The sequence below is a fragment of the Peptoniphilus indolicus ATCC 29427 genome (assembly GCF_000227315.1).
Taxonomy (GTDB): domain Bacteria; phylum Bacillota; class Clostridia; order Tissierellales; family Peptoniphilaceae; genus Peptoniphilus; species Peptoniphilus indolicus.
This window is the reverse complement of the sequence record NZ_JH165061.1, coordinates 12,346-33,506: the sequence shown is the minus strand read 5'-3', so window position 1 is coordinate 33,506 and position 21,161 is coordinate 12,346. Positions and strand designations below refer to the sequence as shown.

Annotated in this window: 20 protein-coding genes and 1 pseudogene; 19 read left to right on the top strand and 2 right to left on the bottom strand. The window is 31.5% G+C overall.

The features are described 5' to 3' along the window. The first annotated feature begins 1 nt into the window (after position 1). The 10 genes from ybaK (at position 2) to HMPREF9129_RS00115 (ending at position 11,521) form a co-directional block, all read left to right on the top strand. The gene (gene ybaK, locus HMPREF9129_RS00160) at positions 2 to 472 is read left to right on the top strand and encodes a Cys-tRNA(Pro) deacylase (protein WP_004819048.1); all 471 of its coding nucleotides are present in this window, start codon (positions 2 to 4) and stop codon (positions 470 to 472) included. Beyond that, positions 473 to 2,155: a phospho-sugar mutase gene (locus HMPREF9129_RS00155; protein WP_004819046.1), complete on the top strand. Its 1,683-nt coding sequence runs from the start codon at positions 473 to 475 to the stop codon at positions 2,153 to 2,155. A gap of 11 nt (positions 2,156 to 2,166) precedes the next feature. Then, positions 2,167 to 3,090: a PfkB family carbohydrate kinase gene (locus tag HMPREF9129_RS00150; RefSeq protein WP_040552081.1), complete on the top strand. Its 924-nt coding sequence runs from the start codon at positions 2,167 to 2,169 to the stop codon at positions 3,088 to 3,090. Further along, complete coding sequence (locus HMPREF9129_RS00145; RefSeq protein WP_004819042.1) at positions 3,087 to 3,638, top strand: isochorismatase family protein; 552 nt, start codon at positions 3,087 to 3,089, stop codon at positions 3,636 to 3,638. The genes HMPREF9129_RS00150 and HMPREF9129_RS00145 overlap by 4 nt, the downstream gene beginning before the upstream one ends. Before the next feature lie 86 nt (positions 3,639 to 3,724). After that, entirely contained in the window at positions 3,725 to 4,741 is a 1,017-nt protein-coding gene (locus tag HMPREF9129_RS00140) for a metallophosphoesterase family protein (protein ID WP_004819040.1), read from the top strand. Continuing rightward, a complete protein-coding gene (locus HMPREF9129_RS00135) occupies positions 4,731 to 6,902 on the top strand; it encodes an ATP-binding protein (protein ID WP_004819038.1) in 2,172 nt (723 codons plus the stop codon). The genes HMPREF9129_RS00140 and HMPREF9129_RS00135 overlap by 11 nt, the downstream gene beginning before the upstream one ends. Before the next feature lie 73 nt (positions 6,903 to 6,975). Beyond that, positions 6,976 to 7,671, top strand: a complete 696-nt coding sequence (locus HMPREF9129_RS00130; protein WP_004819036.1) for a metallophosphoesterase — start codon at positions 6,976 to 6,978, stop codon at positions 7,669 to 7,671. Next, positions 7,655 to 8,194 carry a class IV adenylate cyclase gene (locus HMPREF9129_RS00125; RefSeq protein WP_004819032.1) on the top strand — a complete coding sequence of 180 codons (540 nt, stop codon included), beginning with the start codon at positions 7,655 to 7,657 and terminating at the stop codon, positions 8,192 to 8,194. Before HMPREF9129_RS00130 ends, HMPREF9129_RS00125 begins: the two co-directional genes overlap by 17 nt. A 113-nt stretch (positions 8,195 to 8,307) precedes the next feature. Then, the gene (gene ppsA, locus HMPREF9129_RS00120) at positions 8,308 to 10,650 is read left to right on the top strand and encodes a phosphoenolpyruvate synthase (RefSeq protein ID WP_004819031.1); all 2,343 of its coding nucleotides are present in this window, start codon (positions 8,308 to 8,310) and stop codon (positions 10,648 to 10,650) included. Between the two features lie 118 nt (positions 10,651 to 10,768). Then, positions 10,769 to 11,521, top strand: coding sequence for a class I SAM-dependent methyltransferase (locus HMPREF9129_RS00115; RefSeq protein WP_004819028.1), 753 nt, complete (start codon positions 10,769 to 10,771; stop codon positions 11,519 to 11,521). 111 nt (positions 11,522 to 11,632) lie between these two features. Here the strand turns inward: HMPREF9129_RS00115 and HMPREF9129_RS00110 are convergent, their stop codons facing one another. Both HMPREF9129_RS00110 and HMPREF9129_RS00105 read right to left on the bottom strand, forming a co-directional pair. Further along, on the bottom strand, positions 11,633 to 12,409 hold the full coding sequence (locus HMPREF9129_RS00110) for a hypothetical protein (protein WP_004819025.1): 777 nt from the start codon (positions 12,407 to 12,409) through the stop codon (positions 11,633 to 11,635). A 3-nt stretch (positions 12,410 to 12,412) separates the two neighbouring features. Beyond that, positions 12,413 to 12,934 (bottom strand): hypothetical protein, encoded by a 522-nt coding sequence (locus tag HMPREF9129_RS00105; RefSeq protein ID WP_004819024.1) that lies wholly within the window; start codon positions 12,932 to 12,934, stop codon positions 12,413 to 12,415. A gap of 372 nt (positions 12,935 to 13,306) precedes the next feature. On the opposite strand from HMPREF9129_RS00105, the gene HMPREF9129_RS00100 reads away from it, so the two are divergent. The 9 genes and pseudogenes from HMPREF9129_RS00100 to HMPREF9129_RS00065 all read left to right on the top strand — a co-directional run bounded on the left by HMPREF9129_RS00100 (position 13,307) and on the right by HMPREF9129_RS00065 (position 20,899). Next, positions 13,307 to 14,770, top strand: a complete 1,464-nt coding sequence (locus HMPREF9129_RS00100; protein WP_004819020.1) for a nicotinate phosphoribosyltransferase — start codon at positions 13,307 to 13,309, stop codon at positions 14,768 to 14,770. After that, positions 14,767 to 15,633 carry a B12-binding domain-containing radical SAM protein gene (locus tag HMPREF9129_RS00095; RefSeq protein WP_004819019.1) on the top strand — a complete coding sequence of 289 codons (867 nt, stop codon included), beginning with the start codon at positions 14,767 to 14,769 and terminating at the stop codon, positions 15,631 to 15,633. The genes HMPREF9129_RS00100 and HMPREF9129_RS00095 overlap by 4 nt, the downstream gene beginning before the upstream one ends. An 11-nt stretch (positions 15,634 to 15,644) precedes the next feature. Beyond that, complete coding sequence (locus tag HMPREF9129_RS00090; RefSeq protein WP_004819017.1) at positions 15,645 to 16,337, top strand: hypothetical protein; 693 nt, start codon at positions 15,645 to 15,647, stop codon at positions 16,335 to 16,337. 103 nt (positions 16,338 to 16,440) lie between these two features. Further along, on the top strand, positions 16,441 to 16,551 hold the full coding sequence (locus HMPREF9129_RS11280) for an HAD hydrolase-like protein (RefSeq protein ID WP_156792601.1): 111 nt from the start codon (positions 16,441 to 16,443) through the stop codon (positions 16,549 to 16,551). 11 nt (positions 16,552 to 16,562) lie between these two features. Continuing rightward, positions 16,563 to 17,087: pseudogene (locus tag HMPREF9129_RS00085) on the top strand (HAD hydrolase-like protein); the annotation flags it as partial. A gap of 7 nt (positions 17,088 to 17,094) precedes the next feature. Continuing rightward, entirely contained in the window at positions 17,095 to 17,742 is a 648-nt protein-coding gene (locus tag HMPREF9129_RS00080; RefSeq protein WP_004819012.1) for a trimeric intracellular cation channel family protein, read from the top strand. An 8-nt stretch (positions 17,743 to 17,750) separates the two neighbouring features. Beyond that, the gene (locus tag HMPREF9129_RS00075; RefSeq protein ID WP_004819011.1) at positions 17,751 to 18,623 is read left to right on the top strand and encodes a DegV family protein; all 873 of its coding nucleotides are present in this window, start codon (positions 17,751 to 17,753) and stop codon (positions 18,621 to 18,623) included. 42 nt (positions 18,624 to 18,665) lie between these two features. After that, complete coding sequence (locus HMPREF9129_RS00070; RefSeq protein ID WP_004819008.1) at positions 18,666 to 19,445, top strand: formate/nitrite transporter family protein; 780 nt, start codon at positions 18,666 to 18,668, stop codon at positions 19,443 to 19,445. 188 nt (positions 19,446 to 19,633) lie between these two features. After that, positions 19,634 to 20,899, top strand: a complete 1,266-nt coding sequence (locus tag HMPREF9129_RS00065) for a Glu/Leu/Phe/Val family dehydrogenase (RefSeq protein WP_004819006.1) — start codon at positions 19,634 to 19,636, stop codon at positions 20,897 to 20,899. The last annotated feature ends 262 nt before the right edge of the window (positions 20,900 to 21,161 follow it).

Sequence of the window (21,161 nt, the reverse complement as noted above, 5' to 3'; positions counted from 1 at the left end):
TATGAAAAAGACTAATGCGATGAGAATTTTAGACCAAAATAAAATTGAATATGAAATTGTAGAGTATTCAGAAGATGGTGGCATATCAGGACAAGATGTTGCAAGACAGTTAGGGGAAGATGAGGAAATAGTATTTAAAACTCTTGTAACACATTTTAAAAATGACTATTTTGTTTTTGTTGTGCCGGTGTGTGCTGAACTTGATTTGAAACTTGCGGCAAATGTAGCTGGCGTTAAGAAAATAGAAATGATAAAGCAATCTGATTTGTTGAATACTACAGGATATATTCACGGAGGGTGTTCTCCGGTTGGAATGAAAAAACTTTTTAAAACCTATATAGATGAATCGGCAATAGAAAAGGAATTCATGTATGTTAGTGGTGGTAAAATAGGTTTACAGATAAAAGTAAAACCGAAGAGTTTAGAAAAGTTAATAGGGGCTGAGTTTGCTCAGATAGTTAGGAGAGATTAAATGGAATATAAAAATAGGATGAACGAATGGCTTAACAGTGCAGTAATTGATGAAGAGTCTAAAGCTGAAATAAGAGAGATAAAGGACGAATCTGAATTATTAGATAGATTTTATAGGGACTTGGAGTTTGGAACTGCAGGACTTAGAGGTATACTTGGTGCAGGAACTAACAGAATGAATAAGTACGTGATTATGAGAGCATCTCAAGGATTGGCAAACACTATAAAAAATCACGGCAAAGAAGCTGTTCAAAAGGGAATTGTAATAGCTCATGACGTTAGATATATGTCTCATGAGTTTTCTGAAATAGCGGCATCAGTATTTGCGGCAAATGGCATTAAGACTTATTTATTTGACGGTATAAGACCTACACCTATGCTTTCTTATGCAGTGAGATACTTGGGGACTCAATCAGGTATTGTAATAACAGCAAGTCACAATCCTAAGAATTATAATGGATATAAAGTTTATTGGGATAAAGGCTCTCAAATTTTAGAAGACATTGCTTCAGAAATTTTAGCTGAAATAGACAAGTTAAAATTTGAAGATGTTAAGACTATGGAATATGAAGAGGCTAAAAACCAAGGACTTATAGAAATACTTTCAGACGATCTTGATAAATCATACTATAGAGAAACTCTTATAAGAGCTCTTAGAGAAAATGTAGATAAAGATATAAGTGTAGTTTATACTCCACTTAATGGAACTGGGAATTATCCGGTTAGACACATCTTAAGGGAAAGAGGATTTACAAATATAACAGTTGTGCCTGAACAAGAAAATCCAGACCCAACTTTTGCTACAGTTGGTTACCCAAACCCTGAAGATACTAAGGCTTTTGCTTATGCTAAGAAGTTGGGGAAAGAGATAAAAGCGGATTTACTGATCGCTACAGACCCTGACTGTGATAGAGTTGCAATGATGGCTCTACATGAGGGTGAATATTTTGAGTTCAACGGAAATCAAATAGGTTCTCTTTTAACTTACTATATTTTGAGCTCATTAAAAGAAAAACAAGCTCTTCCAAGTAATGGAGCTATTGTAAAATCAATAGTAACAGGAGATTTGCCAAGAAGAATCGCTGAAAGTTTTGGGATTAAATCTTACAATACATTGACAGGTTTTAAAAATATCTGTGCACTTCCAAACAAGTGGGATGAAACTAAAGAATCTCAATTTGTATATGGTTTTGAAGAAAGTATAGGATATGTTTACGGAGACCATGTTAGAGATAAAGACGGAGTAATTTCTTCTATGCTAATTGTAGAGATGGCAGCTTACTATAAAGCTAAGGGAATGACTCTTGTTGATTTATTAAATGAAATTTTTAAAGAATATGGCTATCACGCAGAACACCTTATGAGCGTTGTACTTGAAGGTTTAGAAGGTGCAGACAGAATTAAGAGAATGATGGAATTCTTTAGAAAGACTGAATTCAAAGAATTTTCAGGAATAGATTTAAAAGAGAGAATTGACTATAAAGATGGATACAAAGATATTGGAAAGAGTAATGTTTTAATTTATTATCTAACAGACGGTTCTTGGTTTGCAGTTAGACCATCTGGAACTGAGCCAAAGATAAAATTATATATCTATGTAGTTGATAAAGACGCAGAAGCAGCAAAGAAAAAGGTAGACGACATAAAAGAGGATGTATTATCAAAGCTTAATTCAGTTGAATAGTGGAGGCTGACATGATATTGTTTTGTGAATTTAATCCGACTCTGAGGAAAGAATATAGAGTAGTGGATTTTGAAAAAAATAAAGTTAATACTTTTTCTGAAAATTTTGAATATCCAACTGGCGAAATTTTAGACTCTATGTTACTAGTAGATAAGCTTTCAGCTAATTCAACTCTTTTAACTTATCTTGGAGGGAAAACAGGAGAACTTTTTAAAAATGAACTTAATAAAAGAGGGATTGAACCTGTTATAGTTCATTCTAAAGATGAGAGTATGGAAGAAATACTAATTAGGAGCAGAAGTCTTAAGACCACAATACGAGGGGAGTATCCGGTACTCACAAATGATGAAGAAGAAACTTTATTTAGTAAGTTTAACGAATTGCTACAAAATGCAAATATCGTATTGATAGCAGCTAAAGGAAATCCAAATATAGATTCTACACTTTATAAAAACTTTTTTAATCTCTGTTATAAAAATGGAGTTAGAGTTTTGACAGCTCCAAATGAGATTGAAGATGTAATAGATGTGAAACCATATCTAATGGTAGTTGATAAGGAAGATTTAGAAAATTACACTAAGTTTGTAATAAAGACACAAAGCCAAGTGGTTAAAGCATCTAATATAATCTTTGAAAAAGGTGTTGGAGTGTTGGTGGTAAATTCACAGACAGGTGTCATGGTCAATACTAAAGGGGCAAGTTATAGAATAGATTTTAGTGATTTAAAATACTCTGTTAGCAAGTTTGACAAGAACAAGTTAAATGCCGGAATAGCTCTTGGAATTGAAAGAGGATATGACTTTGAGATGACATTAAAACTTGGGATAGCTTGTGCTATAATTGAATCAGTAGTAAAAAATCGTGAAGCTGAAATGGCAGATTTGAAAGCTTTGATGAATGATATACACGTGTATATCATAAGGGAGGAAATGTGAAGAATTTTAATTTAGATAGAGATAAAACATTATTTTTATTTATTGATGTTCAAGATAAGCTGTTAAATGTAATGAGTAATAAAGAAGATGTACTAAAAAATACAAAAATTCTTGCTCAAATGGCAAAAATAATGAATTTAGAAAGTATTTTTACAGCACAATATCCAAAGGGATTGGGATTTAGTAACGAAGAATTAAAATCATTTTTACCTGAGGCAAAAGAAATTGGTAAAGAATCTTTTAGTTGTATGTTAAATGATGAATTTGTAGAAGAGTTTAAATCTAAAGATAAAAAACAAATTGTTGTTAGTGGAGTAGAATCTCATATATGTGTTCTTTTAACTGCAAGAGACCTTATAGCAAATGGATATGAAGTATTTATAGCAAGTGATGCGGTTGGGTCAAGAAGTGACTTTAACTATAAGAATGCACTTCAAATGTTAAGTGAAATGGGATGTGTAATAACAAATACAGAAACAATTATGTTTGATTTAAATTCTGTTGCAGGTACTGATGAGTTTAAAGCAATTCAAAAATTAATAATGTAAGATTACTTTGTAACTTAAAACTAAAATATATAGGCTTGTCCTATATATTTTTTGTTTATTATTATATAATTTTGATAGGTGATAGAATGAAAATATTACACACAGCAGACTTGCATCTTGGGAAATCTTATAAGGGAGAAAATTTTTTATACTCTAAACAGAGAAGAGAAGAGGTCTGGCAAAGTTTTTCGGATCTAATAAGTTATGCTAATTCAAACAATATAGAAATAATTTTAATAAGTGGAGATTTGTATGAGAGAGAATATTTCACATTAAATAATTTTAAAAGATTAAGTGATTTATTTTCAATTTCAAATTCAGAAATATATATAATAGGTGGAAATCACGACCACGTAGATGAAAACAGTATGTTTTTAAAAGTTGATATGCCAAGTAATGTTCATTTATTTACGGAAGAGGAATATTTTGAATATAAAAATTTGAGAATTTATGGGATAACTTGGGACAGACAGTATAATTTTAAAAGTGAATTGAATTTTGAACTGAATGATAAATTTAAAAATATTTTAATGTTACATTGTTCTGTTGGTTTTGAAAGTCATTTTCCAATTAGCGAAGAGTGGTTGAACAGACAAAAATTTGATTATATTGCACTTGGGCATTTCCATGGACATAAAAAAGTAGCAGACAGAGCGTATTATTCTGGAGCACTCGAACCGTCACGATTTAAGGACGAAGGAAGGCATGGATTTTATGTATATGATTTAGAAAATGAAAATCAAGAGTTTGTGAAGTTTGCCAAAAGAGAGTACAACACTTTTAAGGTTGATGTAACGGATAAAAATGTAGATAAAATAAAAAATGAAGTATTAGAACTTTTAAATGAATATAGAGCTGATTTTAATAAATTAATTTTAATTGGGAAAAATCAAGATATAGAATATATTTTAGAAATTCTTGAAAATAACGATTTTTATTATTTAAAGATAGTGAATGAAACTAAGGATATAATAAATTATGAAGAACTTTCTAATTCTGATACCAGTGGGATTATTTCAGAAGTTTTAAAAAAATTAGGAAGTGATGAGCAAGCTATAAAGTATGGGATAGAGGCTCTATTGGAGACTGCAAATGAAAATTGAAGAACTTAATTTACAGGCGTTTGGGAAATTTAAAAATAAGCAAATTGAATTAAAAGACGGAATTAATTTGATTTACGGTGAAAATGAATCTGGAAAGAGCACTATATTCAAATTCATTGAAGGTATATTTTATGGATTTGCAAAAAGTGGTGTTCAGAGAAGAACTACTTCAGATTTTGAAAAGTATAGACCATGGACTGGGAGTGAATACAAGGGCTCTATTGTTTTAAATAATGGTGATAGTTTTAGAATAATGAGAAACTTTGATAAGTATGAGCTCGATTTTCACAATATGACAACAGGAGAAAATTTGAGTTCAGCAAGTGAGCTAAACAAATTTGCAAAGATAAAACAGCCTGGGGTGTATTTATTCGATGTTGAAAGTTCGGTGTTTAGCAATTCGTTTTTCATTGGACAGTTGGAATCAAAACTTGGTTCAGAAGTTGATACATTAAAGCACAGTTTGGAAAATTTTGTTACTTCGGGAGATGAAAAGTATTCTTTAATTGATGCGGTTGAAAATCTTGAGAAGAAAAGTGATGAATTGGGCAGAGAAAGTCGAAAGACTTCTCCGATAGGTAAGCTTTATCAGCAAATAGAACTGCTTAAAAAGAAGAAAAGTGAACTGAAATTAAATCTATCAAGATATGAAGAGATAACTTCAGAATTTTTGGAACTTAAGCAAAGTCTGTATGAACAGAGAAAATTTGTAAGAAATTTAAAGCTATCAGATGACCAGAGAAATTATCAAAAAATAAAAAAATTTAGGAATAGTAAAGAAAATTTAGGCAAGGTAATTTCTGATACGGATTATGAAACTTTAATTGAAATAGATAGAGAGTATTCCAAGATAGAGAGCAGGCTAAATGAAGAGAGAAATTGCATAGATGTGGTTTGTGAATATGATGACATAGAAAAAGACTATATAGAATTTAAAAAATTATGCAATAGAATAGATGAACTCAACAGAAATAATTTTTCTAAGGAAATTGAGTTGTTAAACCATGATTTGATAATTTCTAAAACTGAAGTTAATAAGCTGAATGGATATATGTTAATAGCTCTTGGGTTGGCATTGCTGTCAATTTTGGGAGCAATTTACTTTAGAAGATTTTATATTGGGTTAGTTGCCATACCGCTATTGTTTTTTGCGTATTTAAAATTCAATCCATATAGAATGAAAAAGGCAGCAATGGATAGAATTGAAGATAGAATAAGTGACTATATGAAACAGTCTGCTGTAAAAACTCAAGAGAAAAGGGAAATGGACAATGTTTTTTCTGTATATATGAGAAAGTACAGATTAAATAGTTTGAAAGAACTTAGAGAGTTTTTTGAAGATGAAATTTCCAAATTGAATAAGATGGAAATTGAAAAAGATGTAAGGAATGAAATAGAAGAAAATATTAGAATTGATTTGGAAAAGAAATTAGAAACATTCAAATTAAAAATAGCTGAGTTAGAGAGAAAGTATGATCTATCTTTTGATGAATTAAGAGAGAAGTATTTGTCAGATGAAGGGAAATCTTTAATACAAGATATTAAAAATAGCGAAAGTATTATAGAGCACATTTTAAATGGAAGAGATATTGAAGATTTAAATCATAATATTGAAGTGGTAGATGGGAATTTGTTTGAAGAAGAGAGTGTATTGGAAGAACTGGAAGCTGAGTTTATAGAGCTTTCAGGTAAAATGAGTATAAATGATGATAATTTTCACAGACTAACTGAAGTGGATGAGGAACTTAGTATATTAGAAAATAAATTAAAAGAGCTTGAAGATGATCAACGAGCAATTCATAGAGCAATAGATGTATTAAAAGAGATATATTCGCAAAATAAAGAGGTATTTTTACCAAAGGTTGTGGAATTTATGAATGAGTTTATAAAAGATATAACTTCTGGAAAGTACGATAGAATAGTGGTAGATGAAAAGTTTAACATTGTAGTTGAAGATAAAGCTTCTGGAAAGATGGTTGAAGTTGAAAAGCTAAGCAATGGAACTGTGGACCAGTTATATCTAGGTATTAGACTTGCTATTTCAGAAATTATGTATAAAAATGCACCTGTAGTTTTGGATGACCACTTTATACAATACGATGATTTAAGATGTAGAGAAACGCTTAAATTTTTGAATAACTATTCAAATAAAAACAAATAATAATATTCAGCGCAATGAACAGAGAGGCTAAAATTTTAGATGAGATGGGAATTGAATACAATAAGGTGAATTTATGATATATGGGATAGGTGATTTACATTTTGACCCAATAGGAGAAAAGCCCATGGATGTATTTGGGGAAAAGTGGATAAATCACAAGGAAAAAATAATTGAAAGTTGGAAGTCCAAGGTCAAAGATGATGACATGGTTTTGTTACCGGGTGACATAAGTTGGGGTTTGAAACTTTCAGAAAGTGTTTTAGATTTAGAACTAATAGATAGTTTACCGGGATATAAGATAATTTCTAAGGGAAATCACGACTATTGGTGGAGTTCGATAAGTAAGTTGGATGAACTAAAACTTAAAAGGACAAAATTTTTGTACAACAACTCACACACTTTTGAAGATTATGCAATTGTTGGAACAAGAGGTTGGATATCCAAGGATATGAGTGAATTTAAAAAGGCGGATGAAAAAATATATAATCGAGAGGTAATAAGACTTGAAAATTCGATAAAGGCGGCTGAAAAAGGTAAGAAGTTAATTGCTATGATACACTATCCACCGTATAATCAAGATTTTTCGGCTAATGAATTTTCAAATTTATTGACAAAAAGTGGAGTAGAGATTTGCATATATGGGCATCTTCATGCAGAAGGGCACAGACAAGTTTTTGAGGGGATTAAAAATGAAGTCTTATATAAATGCGTTTCAAGTGATTATATAGATTTTAAATTACAGGAGATTGTTGATGGAAAGGGAAATTGAAGTAAAGTTATTGAGTTTAGATGTTGAAGAATTTAAATCGAAGTTAATATATATAGGTGCTGAAAAATTTTTGGAAGAAGACCAAGTTAATATAACTATAAATTCAAGTACACATGAAATAAATAATGGAATTGGATACTTGAGAATAAGAGAATCTAAAAATTTAATAACAGGTGAACATAAAAAGTATTTTACATTTAAGGAACAGATAACAGATAAAAATGTTAGAGAGAACATAGAGCATACAACTGAAGTATCTGAGGTAATGGAACTCAGAAAAATTTTAGAACTTATGGGATATGATTTACAAATAGAGGGAAGAAAAAACAGAGTGTCTTATAAATTAAATAATATAAGATTTGATGTTGATACGTGGGATGAAGAAACATATCCTCATCCATATGTTGAAGTAGAGGCTAATTCAGAAGAAGAATTATATGAAATATTGGACAGGCTTCAAGTTGATAAGAAACACGTTTCAACTCTTTCGATAGCAGAATTAAAAGAAAGCATATCAAAATAAATCGTGTGAGAGCACGATTTTTTTGTATAAAATATAGTGCGTCATAATTATAAATATGATATAATATTAAACAGGTTGGAAAAATATAATATAACATAACACGAGGAGGGCTTATGTCTGGTTACAATTATATAAAATGGTTTAATGAGATTGGTAAAGACGATATATCACAAGTTGGTGGTAAGGGGGCTAATTTAGGCGAGCTTACAAGCATGGGGTTGCCTGTGCCACCAGGATTCTGTGTAACAGCAGGAGCATATGATGAATTTATAAATTATTCAGAACTTGATGAAATTGTAAGAATTTTAGTAAGTTCTCTTGACGTGGAAGATGTTGAAGCTTTGACAGATGTTTCAAAAGAAGTTAGAGATAAAATAAATTCATCTGAAATAAAGCCTGAGATAGAAGAAGAAATCAAAAGGGCCTATGCACAATTTGCGGAAGAAATAGGAGTAGAAAATCCTGAAGTTGCGGTTAGGTCTTCTGCAACTGCTGAAGATTTGCCAGATGCTTCATTTGCCGGACAACAAGATACTTATCTACACATAAGAGGCGAAGAAGAACTTTTAAATCATATTAGAAGTTGTTGGGCATCTCTTTGGACTTCAAGAGCAATATATTATAGAGAAAAACAAAACTTCGACCACTTCAACGTTTCTCTTTCAGTAGTTGTTCAAAAAATGGTAAATTCTGAAAAATCAGGGGTAATGTTTACTGCAAACCCTATCAACAACTCTAAAGATGAAATGATGATAAATGCAAGTTGGGGACTTGGTGAAGCGGTTGTTTCAGGAATGGTAACTCCTGATGAATATGTAATAGATAAAAATGCTAAGAAAGTAATTGAAAAAAATATAGCCTCTAAAAAGACAATGGTAGTTCGTAAAGAGGACACTGTGGGAACAGAAGAAAAACTTGTAAGTGAAGTTTTGGGCGAAGAATTTGTTGAAGCAGAATGTCTTTCTGAAAATGAATTGAATACTTTGATTGAAAGAGGATTAAAAGTTGAAGAACTATATGGAAGTGTTCAAGATACTGAATGGGGATTTGATAAAGACACTAAAGAATTCTATTTCTTACAATCAAGACCTATAACAACAATTGAAGAAAAGAAAGAAGTATTAAAACCACTTTGCAAAGGACTTCCAGCATCTCCAGGAATTGGCAGAGGAAAAGTTATTTTAATAAAAGATGTTTCTGAAATAAACCTTGTAAAAGAAGGCGATATTTTAGTAACTGAAATGACAAATCCTGATATGGTTCCGGCTATGAGAAAAGCTGCCGGCGTTGTAACAGATGAAGGGGGAAGAACTTGTCACGCTGCAATTGTTTCAAGAGAACTTCAAATACCTTGTATAGTTGGTGCTAAAAATGCAACAAAAGTGTTAAAAGAAGGACAAACTGTAACCGTAGATGCTACTCGTGGAGTTGTATACGAAGGAGAAGTATTAAAAGAAGAAAAGAAAGCTGAAGAGAAAAAAGAAGGCGGAGCTGTTGTATCAGAAGATTTAATTGCAAGCCTTAGAAATCTTTCAGCTCCTGTAACAGCTACAAAAATATATATGAATCTTGGTGAACCAGGACTTATTGAAAAATATAAGGACTTACCATTTGACGGAATAGGACTTATGAGAACAGAGTTCATATTTACAAATATGATTGGAGCACATCCAATGTATCTGTTGAAAACACACCAAGAGCAACTTATGATTGATAAATTGGCAGAAGGTATTTCAAAAGTAGCCTCAGCTATTTATCCAAGAAATTTAGTTGTTAGAATGAGCGATTTTAGAACTAACGAATTTAGAGGTTTAAAGGGCGGAGACGAAGTTGAACCTATAGAAGCAAATCCAATGATTGGTTGGAGAGGGGTTTCAAGATATATCTCTCCTGAATATGAAGAAGGATTTAGACTTGAATGTCGTGCAATGAAAAAAGTTAGAGAAGAATTTGGGCTAACAAATGTAATTGCAATGCTTCCATTTGTTAGAACTACTGAAGAATTAGTTACTGTAAAAGAGATTATGGCTTCTGAAGGATTGAAACAATCTAAGAATTTTAAAATTTGGATAATGGCAGAAGTTCCAGCTGTTGTATTCCAAGCAGAAGAATTTGCAGAACTTGTAGATGGTTTTTCAATAGGTTCAAATGACTTGACACAACTTGTAATGGGCGCTGACAGAGATTCAGGTGTGTTAAACAACATGGGATATTTTGATGAAAGAAATGAACCGGTTAAGAGAGCTTTGAAGATAATAATCGATGCAGCAAACAAGAAGGGAATAACTTGTTCAATATGTGGCCAAGGTCCAAGTCAATATCCTGAGCTTGCAGAGTACCTTGTAGAGTGTGGCGTTACATCAATGAGTGTAAATCCGGACACTGTTGAGTATACAAGACGTCTTGTTGCAAGTGTAGAGCAAAAGCTTATTTTAAAGAAACTTAGAAATTTATAAGATATAATTAAGATCCTCTTTACGAAAATAAGTAGAGAGGGTCTTGTATTATAGTAAAATTGAAGTTACTGCAAATATTAGATAAAATAATTTGTATAAGATAGATTAGGAGAAAATTATGAAATCGTATCAAGATATAAACAAAGAAACTATAGATAGATGGGTTGAGGAAGGTTGGGAATGGGGAAAACGAATAACTCATCAACAATTTGTAGATGCTAAAAATGGAATATTTAATGTATTGTTGACTCCGACAATAAATGTGCCGAAAGAGTGGTTCGGGGATTTAAGAGGCAAAAAAATCCTTGGATTGGCAGCTGGTGGCGGACAGCAGATGCCAATATTAACGGCTCTTGGAGCAGAGTGTACCGTGCTTGACTATTCTACAAAACAAATTGAAACTGAAATTGAATTTGCAAAAATAGAAGGATACAGAATTGAAGCAATACAAGGGGATATGACGAAGAGATTGCCTTTTGAAGACGAGACTTTTGATATTGTATTTCATCCCGTTTCAAACTGTTATATTAAAGATGTGCAACACGTTTTTAATGAAGCTTATAGAGTTTTAAAAAAGGGAGGAGTTTTATTATCGGGATTAGGGAATGAAATTAACTACATAGTTGATGAAAAAGAAGAAAAAATAATATGGCCAATGCCTTTTGACCCAATTGCCGATGAGAAAGCAAGACAGTTTATGGAAAAAGAAAATTGTGGCATGCAATTTTCTCATAGTATGGAAGAGCAGATAGGCGGTCAATTGAAAGCTGGCTTTACACTAGTGGATTTGTATGAAGACACTAATGGATTTGGAAGATTGCATAAGATGAATATAAAGACTTATATTGCAACAAAGTCTATTAAGTTATAAAAATGAAAACCCAGTCTATATTTAGAATAGGTTGGGTTTAATAATGATTAATTTAACACTACTATTTTTGTATTTTTTAATTTAAATTTAGTATGTTCTAAATATTATTATTTAATTTTCTATTTCATTCAAAGAAAAATTTTTAGGAACAAAGTACAAATCACCATCTATAAATTTTATTTCTTTATAATTATGATAAGGATAGATTTTGAAATTATTTTTATAAGTTTTTATTTCATCTTCTCTTTTTTGGAAATCTCGACGCTCTATTTTATAGTACACAAAAGACATGTCTAATCCTTCTTTTATAGCATCTTCAATAGGCAAGATTTTTTGAGTATACACTATGCTCACTATACCATTATATGAAAATGTGTTGAAGTTTGTAAATTCATCTTTTTGATGTAATAATTTTAATCCATTATCAGCTTCTTCAAAATAAATATCCATTTCATTATTTTGTTCTATATCGTTTATAGTAGTTTTGGGAGGAGCAAAATATATATCATTATTTCCATCAAGGGTATTAAAATTAATTAAAGTATAAGTTTTATAGGGATATTCTTGGCTGCCTCCATCAGAGTAAGAATATTTGGAAAGTGTATTAGGGTTGAAATCATTTTTGGCTTTTTCAAGTATTTCATCCATGGATATTTTGTCTTGTTCTAATGCATCTTTTAATAGGAGTTTTTCACCATTCAGCATTACATATACTGTGCCATTGTGTGAATAAACACTATAATTTTCTTTTGAAGTATATAATTTTTCAGAAAAATTTTCTTTGGATTCGAATATAATTTCAAATTTATTTTTATTTTTGTTACATCCTACAATTAGGAGGAAAATTATAAAAACAAAACAATAAGCTAATTTTTTCGTTTGTATCACTCCTTAAATTTCACTAAGTAGTTTAGGGATATCTCCAAGTTTTAAACTTATGAATATGTGGATTATTGCAGCTGTGGCTAAGTTTCTGTAATTGAAAGGTTTAATTTCCATAAAGTTTTCAAAGAACCAATCTGCTGATTTGATTTCATCTGAATTTAAAAAGTCGTTTAACAAATAGCTCATCTGCTCTTGTATTTCTGTGAAATCAACTCCGCCAATGTTGTTGTGAGTACGATAAATACCACCCGGCAAGATGTCTATCAAAAGTATTCTATTGATTTCTGAAATTAAATTTTCACTTAAATTTCTTTCATTTTTTGCAAGTTCAATAACAAATTCAAGCGCTTTTTCAAGATTTAGAAGCTCGAAGAGTTCAGTTAAGCTTTTATTTCCAACCGTTAATTTTTGTATCAAAACATATACAATTTCATCATGTACAAAAGAACTTCCCTCATATTCTAAAATTTCTGAAATAAAATTTACTGCAAAATTTTCTTCTAAATAATATTCGTCTCTAATTTTCATATTCTCACCTTATTTTTTATTTAACATTTGAAATAATATACTCGTGTTGAGTGCGCTTATAATGCAAAATGCTACTGCATTTCCGTATTCTAGATTTCCTAAAAGATTTATGGTTATAAGTAGTATTAAAAAATTTATAAATGCAATTGCAATAAAAAATATTATACTTTTATTGAGTCTCCTACTTTGTAATAAATCAAAGGGAATCTTTTTATTTTTAAATAGTATACCCTAAATACTATTTTTCAACTTAATAAATTTTGAGATTGCTAAATTAAAAACATATTATAGATGATTAATGGGTAAACATTTGAACAATAAGTACAATAAATATATAATTGTTTTAATTACTAAAAGGGTTAGGTGAATAATATGAGGGATATAGACGGAGATAAAAATAACTACACATTATTATCAGATTTTTATGAGTTTACGATGAGCAATGGATTTTTTAAATCAAATTTAAAGGATAAGATTGTCAGTTTTGATTTATTTTTTAGATCTGTTCCGGACAATGCAAGTTATGCTATATTAGCGGGAATTGAACAGATGGTGGAGTATCTTGAACATTTAAATTTCACAGATGAGGATATAGCTTTTTTAGAAAAGAAAGGTATGTTTGACTCTGAGTTTTTGAAGTATTTGAGGAATTTTAAGTTTGAATGTAACGTTTGGGCTATTCCTGAAGGAACTGTTATATTTCCAAATGAACCTTTAGTGATAGTTAAAGGACCGGCGATACAAGCTCAATTTATAGAGACAATGTTGTTATTAACTATTAACCATCAATCTATGATTGCAACTAAGGCGAATAGAATTTGTATTTCTGCAGAGGGAAGACCTGTAATAGAGTTTGGGTCCAGAAGGGCTCAAGGACATTCAGGAGCAATGCTTGGGGCAAGGGCATCTTACATAGGAGGATGCGTTGGAACAGCTAATACACTGGCTGAAAAAGCTTATGGTGTTCCGGCAATGGGAACTATGGCACATTCATGGGTGCAACTGTTTGATAGTGAATATGAAGCTTTTAAAAAGTTTGCTGAAATTTATCCTGATAATTGTCTATTGCTGGTGGACACTTTTGATACTTTGAAAGAAGGAATACCAAATGCTATAAAAGTTTTTAATGAAGTGTTATTGCCAAAGGGATACAGGCCAAAAGGAATAAGAATTGATTCAGGTGATATGGCCTATCTAACTAAGAAAGCAAGAAAAATGTTGGATAATGCAGGATTTGAAGATTGCAAAATAATGGCTTCTAATTCTCTTGATGAATTTACCATTCAAAATTTATTATTACAAGGTGCAAAAGTAGATTCTTTTGGAGTTGGAGAGAGATTAATTACATCTAAGAGTTCTCCGGTTTTTGGTGGCGTTTATAAATTGACAACAGTTTTTGAAGATGGAGAAATGATACCAAAGATAAAAATATCTGAAAATGTAAGTAAGATTACAAACCCAGGCTTTAAAAATTTGTATAGATTGTATGATAATGAAACTGGAATTGCAATGGCGGATGTAATAACATTACATGACGAAGTGATTGATGATAGTAAAGAATATGAAATATTCCATCCAATATACACTTGGAAGAGAAAGAGGTTGAATAATTTTACAGCCAAGTCATTATTAGTCCCGATTTATGAAAAGGGGAAATTAGTTTACGAATTGCCTAGTATAGAAGAGATAAGAAATAAGGTTCAAGAAGAAGTGGAAACTATTTGGGAAGAAGTTAAAAGATTTGACAATCCGCAAGAGTATATTGTAGACTTATCAGAAAAATTATGGGAAATTAAAGATGAGCTTTTAAAATCTCATGGAAAGGGAATTAAATGAAATATTACGGAAATGTATTTAGACCGCCGAGTGAGGCAAGGTCACTTATAATTCAAGCTACTATAGGATGTTCACACAACAAGTGTACTTTTTGTTATATGTACAAAGATGAGCCGTTTATAATCAGAGATATAGATGATGTAATTGCAGATTTAGAGGAAGATAGAGATTATTTCCACTACTATGAAAGAGTATTTATAGCAGATGGAGATGCACTTATCATTCCAACTGACAAGTTATTAAAGCTGATAAATTACATTAATGAAAATATGCCTAATGTAAAGCGCATATCTTCGTATGCGACAGCAAAGGATATAAATTTAAAGTCTGAAGAAGAACTCAAATTACTCTATGATAATGGACTTAAAATGTTGTATATAGGTTTTGAAAGTGGAGATGAAGAGATACTAAGAGATATAAATAAAGGTCTTACAACACAGGATTATTTAGAGGCAATGAAGAAAGTTCACAGCGTTGGCTTTGAATCTTCTATAACTATAATAGCCGGACTTGGAGGAACTGCCAAGTGGGAGCAAAATGCTTTGGGTACAGCAGATTTGATAACCAAGACTAAACCTGATTATGTGAGTTACCTGACTATTAGATTGTATGAAAATGCAAGTTTATACAAAGATTATGCTGCTGGAAAATTTGAAATGCCTACAGCAGAGCAAATTTTATTTGAAATGAGAAAATTTTTAGAGAATGTAGATTCAGAGGGGACTGTCTTCAGGTCTAATCATGCTTCTAATTATGTTCTATTAGGGGGAACTTTGAATAGAGATAAAGAGGCATTAATTGCTCAAATAGATGAAACTCTTAAGAGAAAGAACTTTAGGCCGGGTATGATGAGAGGCTTTTAGAAAGGAATATCATGTTATACAGACTTAATTTAACTGATGATAATAGGTATATTAAATTAATAGAAAATAATATAGTTATTTTAAATGAGCCAGAAAATTTAAGTTCAAAATTTGATTTGTATTTTGGATTGGAAAAAGACGATTATATTTGGATAAAATATCAAGATGAAATCTTTTTGTCAAAAGTAAAAGACAGAGCATATCTAGAAATAAATAAGGGGAGAATAATAGTGTCTTTGGAGGTGTATAAGTATCTTGAAAAATTACCTGACTTATTAAAAGAAAAGTTAGATGGAAATGAGCTTGAAAAGATTGAAGATGAAATACTTTTGATAAAAACTCAAGGGATATTTATAGAAATTTCTAAAGAGAGAGATTTATCTGATAATTTAAAAAATGAAATTGAGCTTAGAAAGAAAAGAGAATTAGTTCAAGGAGATTTTGGAAAGATAAATATAAAGACAAAACCTAAATTAAATAATAATTTTGGTGAGATGATAATTGAAGTACATTCGCCTAATAGTGATGATACTTCAAAAATACCTGCTACTATAAATTCAAATAGAAAAATAGAACTTAAAAATGGGAAGGATAAATTTTATGTTGAGATGATGAAATCTCAAATGGAATTATTTGCTAAATTACAGCCGATGTCTTTAGATGAATTCGTGGAACTACAAAAGAAATTCTGGAAAAATTTTTAACTAACTAATAAATATAAGTTTTCAAAGATTGCCTTTTTGGATATACTAAAGGGGTAATCTTTTTATTTAGAAGTTAATTTTACTTTAGGAAGAAGGCGTAAAGATGTTAATAATATTCGACTTAGATGGAACTATAATAGAGTCTGGAAAGGGAATAGTTAAGAGTTTTGAATACTCTCTTACAAAGATGGGATTAGAAGTTCCTAATGTGTAAAAGAATTAGAAAAGTTTATAGGACCTCCATTAGAAGATACTTTTAGAAATAGTTTAGGTTTCGCTGAACAAGAAGCTGACAAAGCATTGGCTTTTTATAGAGAACACTATGCTAAAAATGGAAAGAGTATGAATAAAATATATGCTGGGGTTGAAGAAACTATAAAAGAGTTATCAAAAGAGCATGTATTAGCAGTTGGAACTTCAAAGTTGGAAGAAAGTGCCAGAGATATAATAAAATATTTTGATTTAGAAAAATATTTTGCTTTTGTAGGTGGGGCGGCAATGGATGGGTCGAGAAACACAAAGGCAAAAGTTTTGAAATATGTATTGGAAAATATAGGTGAGTATGACTCAGAAGAGACATATATGATTGGTGATAGGTTCTATGATATTAAAGGCGCCAAAGAGTTGAATTTAAAATCCATAGGTGTAAAATGGGGATATGGGGAAGAAAAAGAACTTATTGATGCAGGAGCTGATTATATTGTCAACAACACTGACGAATTGAAAGAATTAGTGAAAAGAATCAAGTAGGTGCGAGATGCCAAGTTATCAACAAATAGATTTGATTTTAGGAATAATAGGTACAATAGCTTTTGCTTTTTCCGGCGCAATGTTGGGAATAAGAAAGAGAATGGATTTGATGGGAACCATAGTGCTAGGAGTTACAACAGCTCTTGGGGGAGGTTGCATAAGAGATATAATTTTAGGATACCATCCCCCTAATATGTTTACTGATCCATCTTTTGCGGTACAATCAGTGGTATCATCAATAATAATTTTTGTAATATGTTATTTTAAAACTGATCTATTGAGTTCTAAGACAATGGAAAATTTTGAAAATATCATGATATATTTTGATGCAATAGGGCTTGGTGCTTTTACAGTTACAGGAATAAATGCAGCTTTAAAGCTTGGGTACACTGATGCTAAATTTTTGTTGATTTTTTCAGGAATGATAACAGGCGTTGGTGGTGGAGTTATAAGAGATGTTTTCGCAGATAGAACTCCATCAATATTTAGGGAGCAGATATATGCTTCGGCGTCTCTTTTAGGAGCATGTTGCTATCTAGTTTTTAGAAATATGTTAGATTTAGATGAAGTTATGATTTTATCTGCACTTATAGTATTTATAATAAGAATGGTAGCAGTCAAAAAAGATTTAGGACTGCCTAAAATAGATTATTGAGGTTTGATATGAGTATAAAGATAGTTACAGATGGTGGTTGTGATATTTTAAAAGAAAAGTTAAAAAAACTTAATGTTGAAATGTTACCCATGTATATAAATAATGATGAACAAATATTTTTCGATGGAGAATTATCAATAGATGAAATGTTCTCGAGGATGAGAGCCGGAGAAGTATTTATGACTAGTCAGGTTTCAAATCAAATTTACCAAGAAACCTTTGAAAAATATGCTTCACAAGGTCAAGAGATAATATATATAAGCTTATCTTCTGGGTTAAGTGGAACTTATGATGCTGCTAAGTTGATTGCAGATCAGGTAAATGAAAAATATGGTGAAAAAATCCATGTGTTTGATTCAAAACTTGCTACAGCTGGCTTGGGATATATGGTTGAAAAAGCAGCTGAACTTGCAAATAGCGGTGCAACTTTTGAACAGATAATGAAATTACTTGAATTTTATAAGAGGACTATAAAAGAAAATTTTTCCGTAACATCATTAGAATTTTTAATGAGGGGCGGAAGAGTTTCAAGAAGTAGTGCAATAATAGGTGGACTTTTAAATATTCGCCCCATGTTAAGAGTAATTCCTGAAAATGGCAAGTTAGAAGTAATAGATAAGGTTCGTGGAGATAAAAATATGTTGAAGAAACTTTTAGAAAATTTAAGACCGGAAGTTTTAAATCAACCTGTTTTTATAGTATATGGAGATTCTGAAGAGTATGCGGTAAAAGTAAAGAATGCCATTATAAAGAATTTTAGTATGAATCCTGAAAATATTAGAGTGGAACAGATAGGGCATATAATAGGTGCACATGTTGGGCCTGAATTTATAGCTTTAATTCATATAGATGAACCTGAAGAAAACTTTAAATTAGACTAATATTTGACATAAAGGCTATACAATCCACCATGAGGTGGATTAATGTATAAAGAATTGACATTGTCGCTTTCAAATGCGGCAAGAGGAAAAGTTGGAATGTATAAAAACTCCAAACTTATATATGCTACGACCTCAGGACTTGCAGGTATGTATATAGGGTTTGGAGTTTTAAGTATGGGGTTATCCGGGGCTGTCTTTGGCAGTCTGGATTTTCCTTTGAGCAAAGTGTTTAGTGGTATTATATTTACTATGGCGTTGTCGTTAGTAATGATGGCAGGTGGAGATTTATTCACAGGGAACATATTAGTTTTGTCTTCAGGTGCATATAACGAAGGCATATCCACTAAAGAAGCTATTACTGTATGTATATTTTCATATTTTGGCAACTTCTTAGGTGCGCTTTTATTAAGTGGGCTATTTTTGGGAACAGGCCTTGGAAATGAAAGCATAGGAGATGCAATAGTACAACTTGCGATTGCAAAGGCACACCATACTACTATGGAAATTTTATTTAGAGGTATACTTTGTAATATATTAGTTTGTCTTGCAGTTTTAACTTGTTATAAGTTAAAGTCAGAATCAGGCAAGTTAATAATGATTTTTTGGTGCATATTACCATTTGTTGCACTTGGATTTGAGCACTCCATTGCCAATATGACAGTGTTTACACTGGGGATGAGTTTATCAAAGGAAATAACTTTTGCAATGGCACTTCACAATATAATACCGGCTACAGTAGGAAATATATTGGGTGGGCTTTTAATAAGCATAGCTTATTTTGCACTTAACTGCGGAGAAGTGGTAAATAATACTCAAAAATGATAAATAAGCCAATAAAATAAAGTTATAAACGAAAGAGTGGTATAAAAAAATTCTTTCGTTTATCGGTTGTTTTAAAAATTTTTATTTGGTATAATCAAATTGTTGAAAACATTACCAATATATTTCGTAATGTGGAAGTACATAAGCAAGTGAGAGATCACTGTGTATAGTAAATAAGGAGAGATAAAATGACAGATACACTTAATCCGTTAGTAGCGGCACAAGAAAAAGTAAGAGTAGCATGTGAAAAATTGGGATGCGATCCGGCAGTATATGAACTATTAAAAGAACCACAAAGAGTAATTGAAATCTCAATTCCGGTAAAAATGGATGATGGTACAGTTAAAGTGTTCAAAGGATGGAGAAGTGCTCACTCAAGCGCTGTAGGTCCATCAAAAGGTGGAGTTAGATTCCATCCAAATGTAAACATGGATGAAGTTAAAGCTCTTTCTCTATGGATGACATTTAAAGGTGGAGCACTAGGCTTACCATACGGCGGAGGAAAGGGTGGAATCTGCGTAGATCCGGCAGAACTATCAGAAAGAGAATTAGAACAACTGGCAAGAGGATATGTAAGAGGTCTTTATAAATATCTTGGAGACAGAATCGATATTCCAGCACCAGATGTAAACACTAACGGACAAATCATGAGTTGGTTTGTAGATGAATATGTAAAATTAAATGGCGAAAGAATGGATATCGGAACTTTTACAGGAAAGCCGGTAGCATTTGGTGGTAGTGAAGGAAGAAACGAAGCAACAGGATTCGGAGTAGCTGTAGTAGTAAGAGAATCTGCAAAGAGATTCGGAATCAAAATGGAAGATGCTAAAATAGCTGTTCAAGGTTTTGGTAATGTAGGTCAATTTACAGTAAAGAACATTGAAAGACAAGGCGGAAAAGTTTGTGCAATCGCTGAGTGGGACAGAAATGAAGGAAACTATGCTCTTTACAATGCAAACGGGTTAGACTTCAAAGAATTAGCAGCATACAAAGCTGAACATAAAACATTAATTGGATTCCCGGGAGCAGAAAGAATAACTGAAGAAGAATTCTGGACAAAAGAATATGACATTATAGTGCCGGCAGCATTAGAAAATGTAATCACAGGCGAAAGAGCTAAAACAATAAACGCTAAATTGATCTGTGAAGCTGCAAACGGTCCAACAACACCAGAAGGAGACAAAGTTTTAGTAGAAAAAGGAATCGAATTAACACCGGACATCTTAACTAACTCAGGAGGAGTTCTAGTATCTTACTATGAATGGGTACAAAACCAATACGGATACTACTGGACAGAAGCAGAAGTAGAAGAAAAACAAGAAGCAGACATGATGAAAGCTATCGAAGGTGTTTTCTCAGTAGCTGATGAATACAAAGTAACATTAAGAGAAGCTGTTTACATGTATGCAATCAAATCAATAGATACAGCTATGAAATTAAGAGGATGGTATTAATCCCTAATTAAAATTAGCTAAATTAAAGGACTACTCGAGTAGTCCTTTTTTGTATAACAATTTTCTAAATTAATATTTTTACAGATTTAAATAACCAAATTTATTTACATAAGCCCCTTTTTATTTTAAAACTTGGATTAATATGCTCAATAAGGGCCTTTTATTTGCTATAATAAAATAGAAGGGAAGCGATGGAGTGAATAATTTTATATTGGGAATAAATGTTATATTCCCATTATTTTTGTACTGTTTACAGGATTAT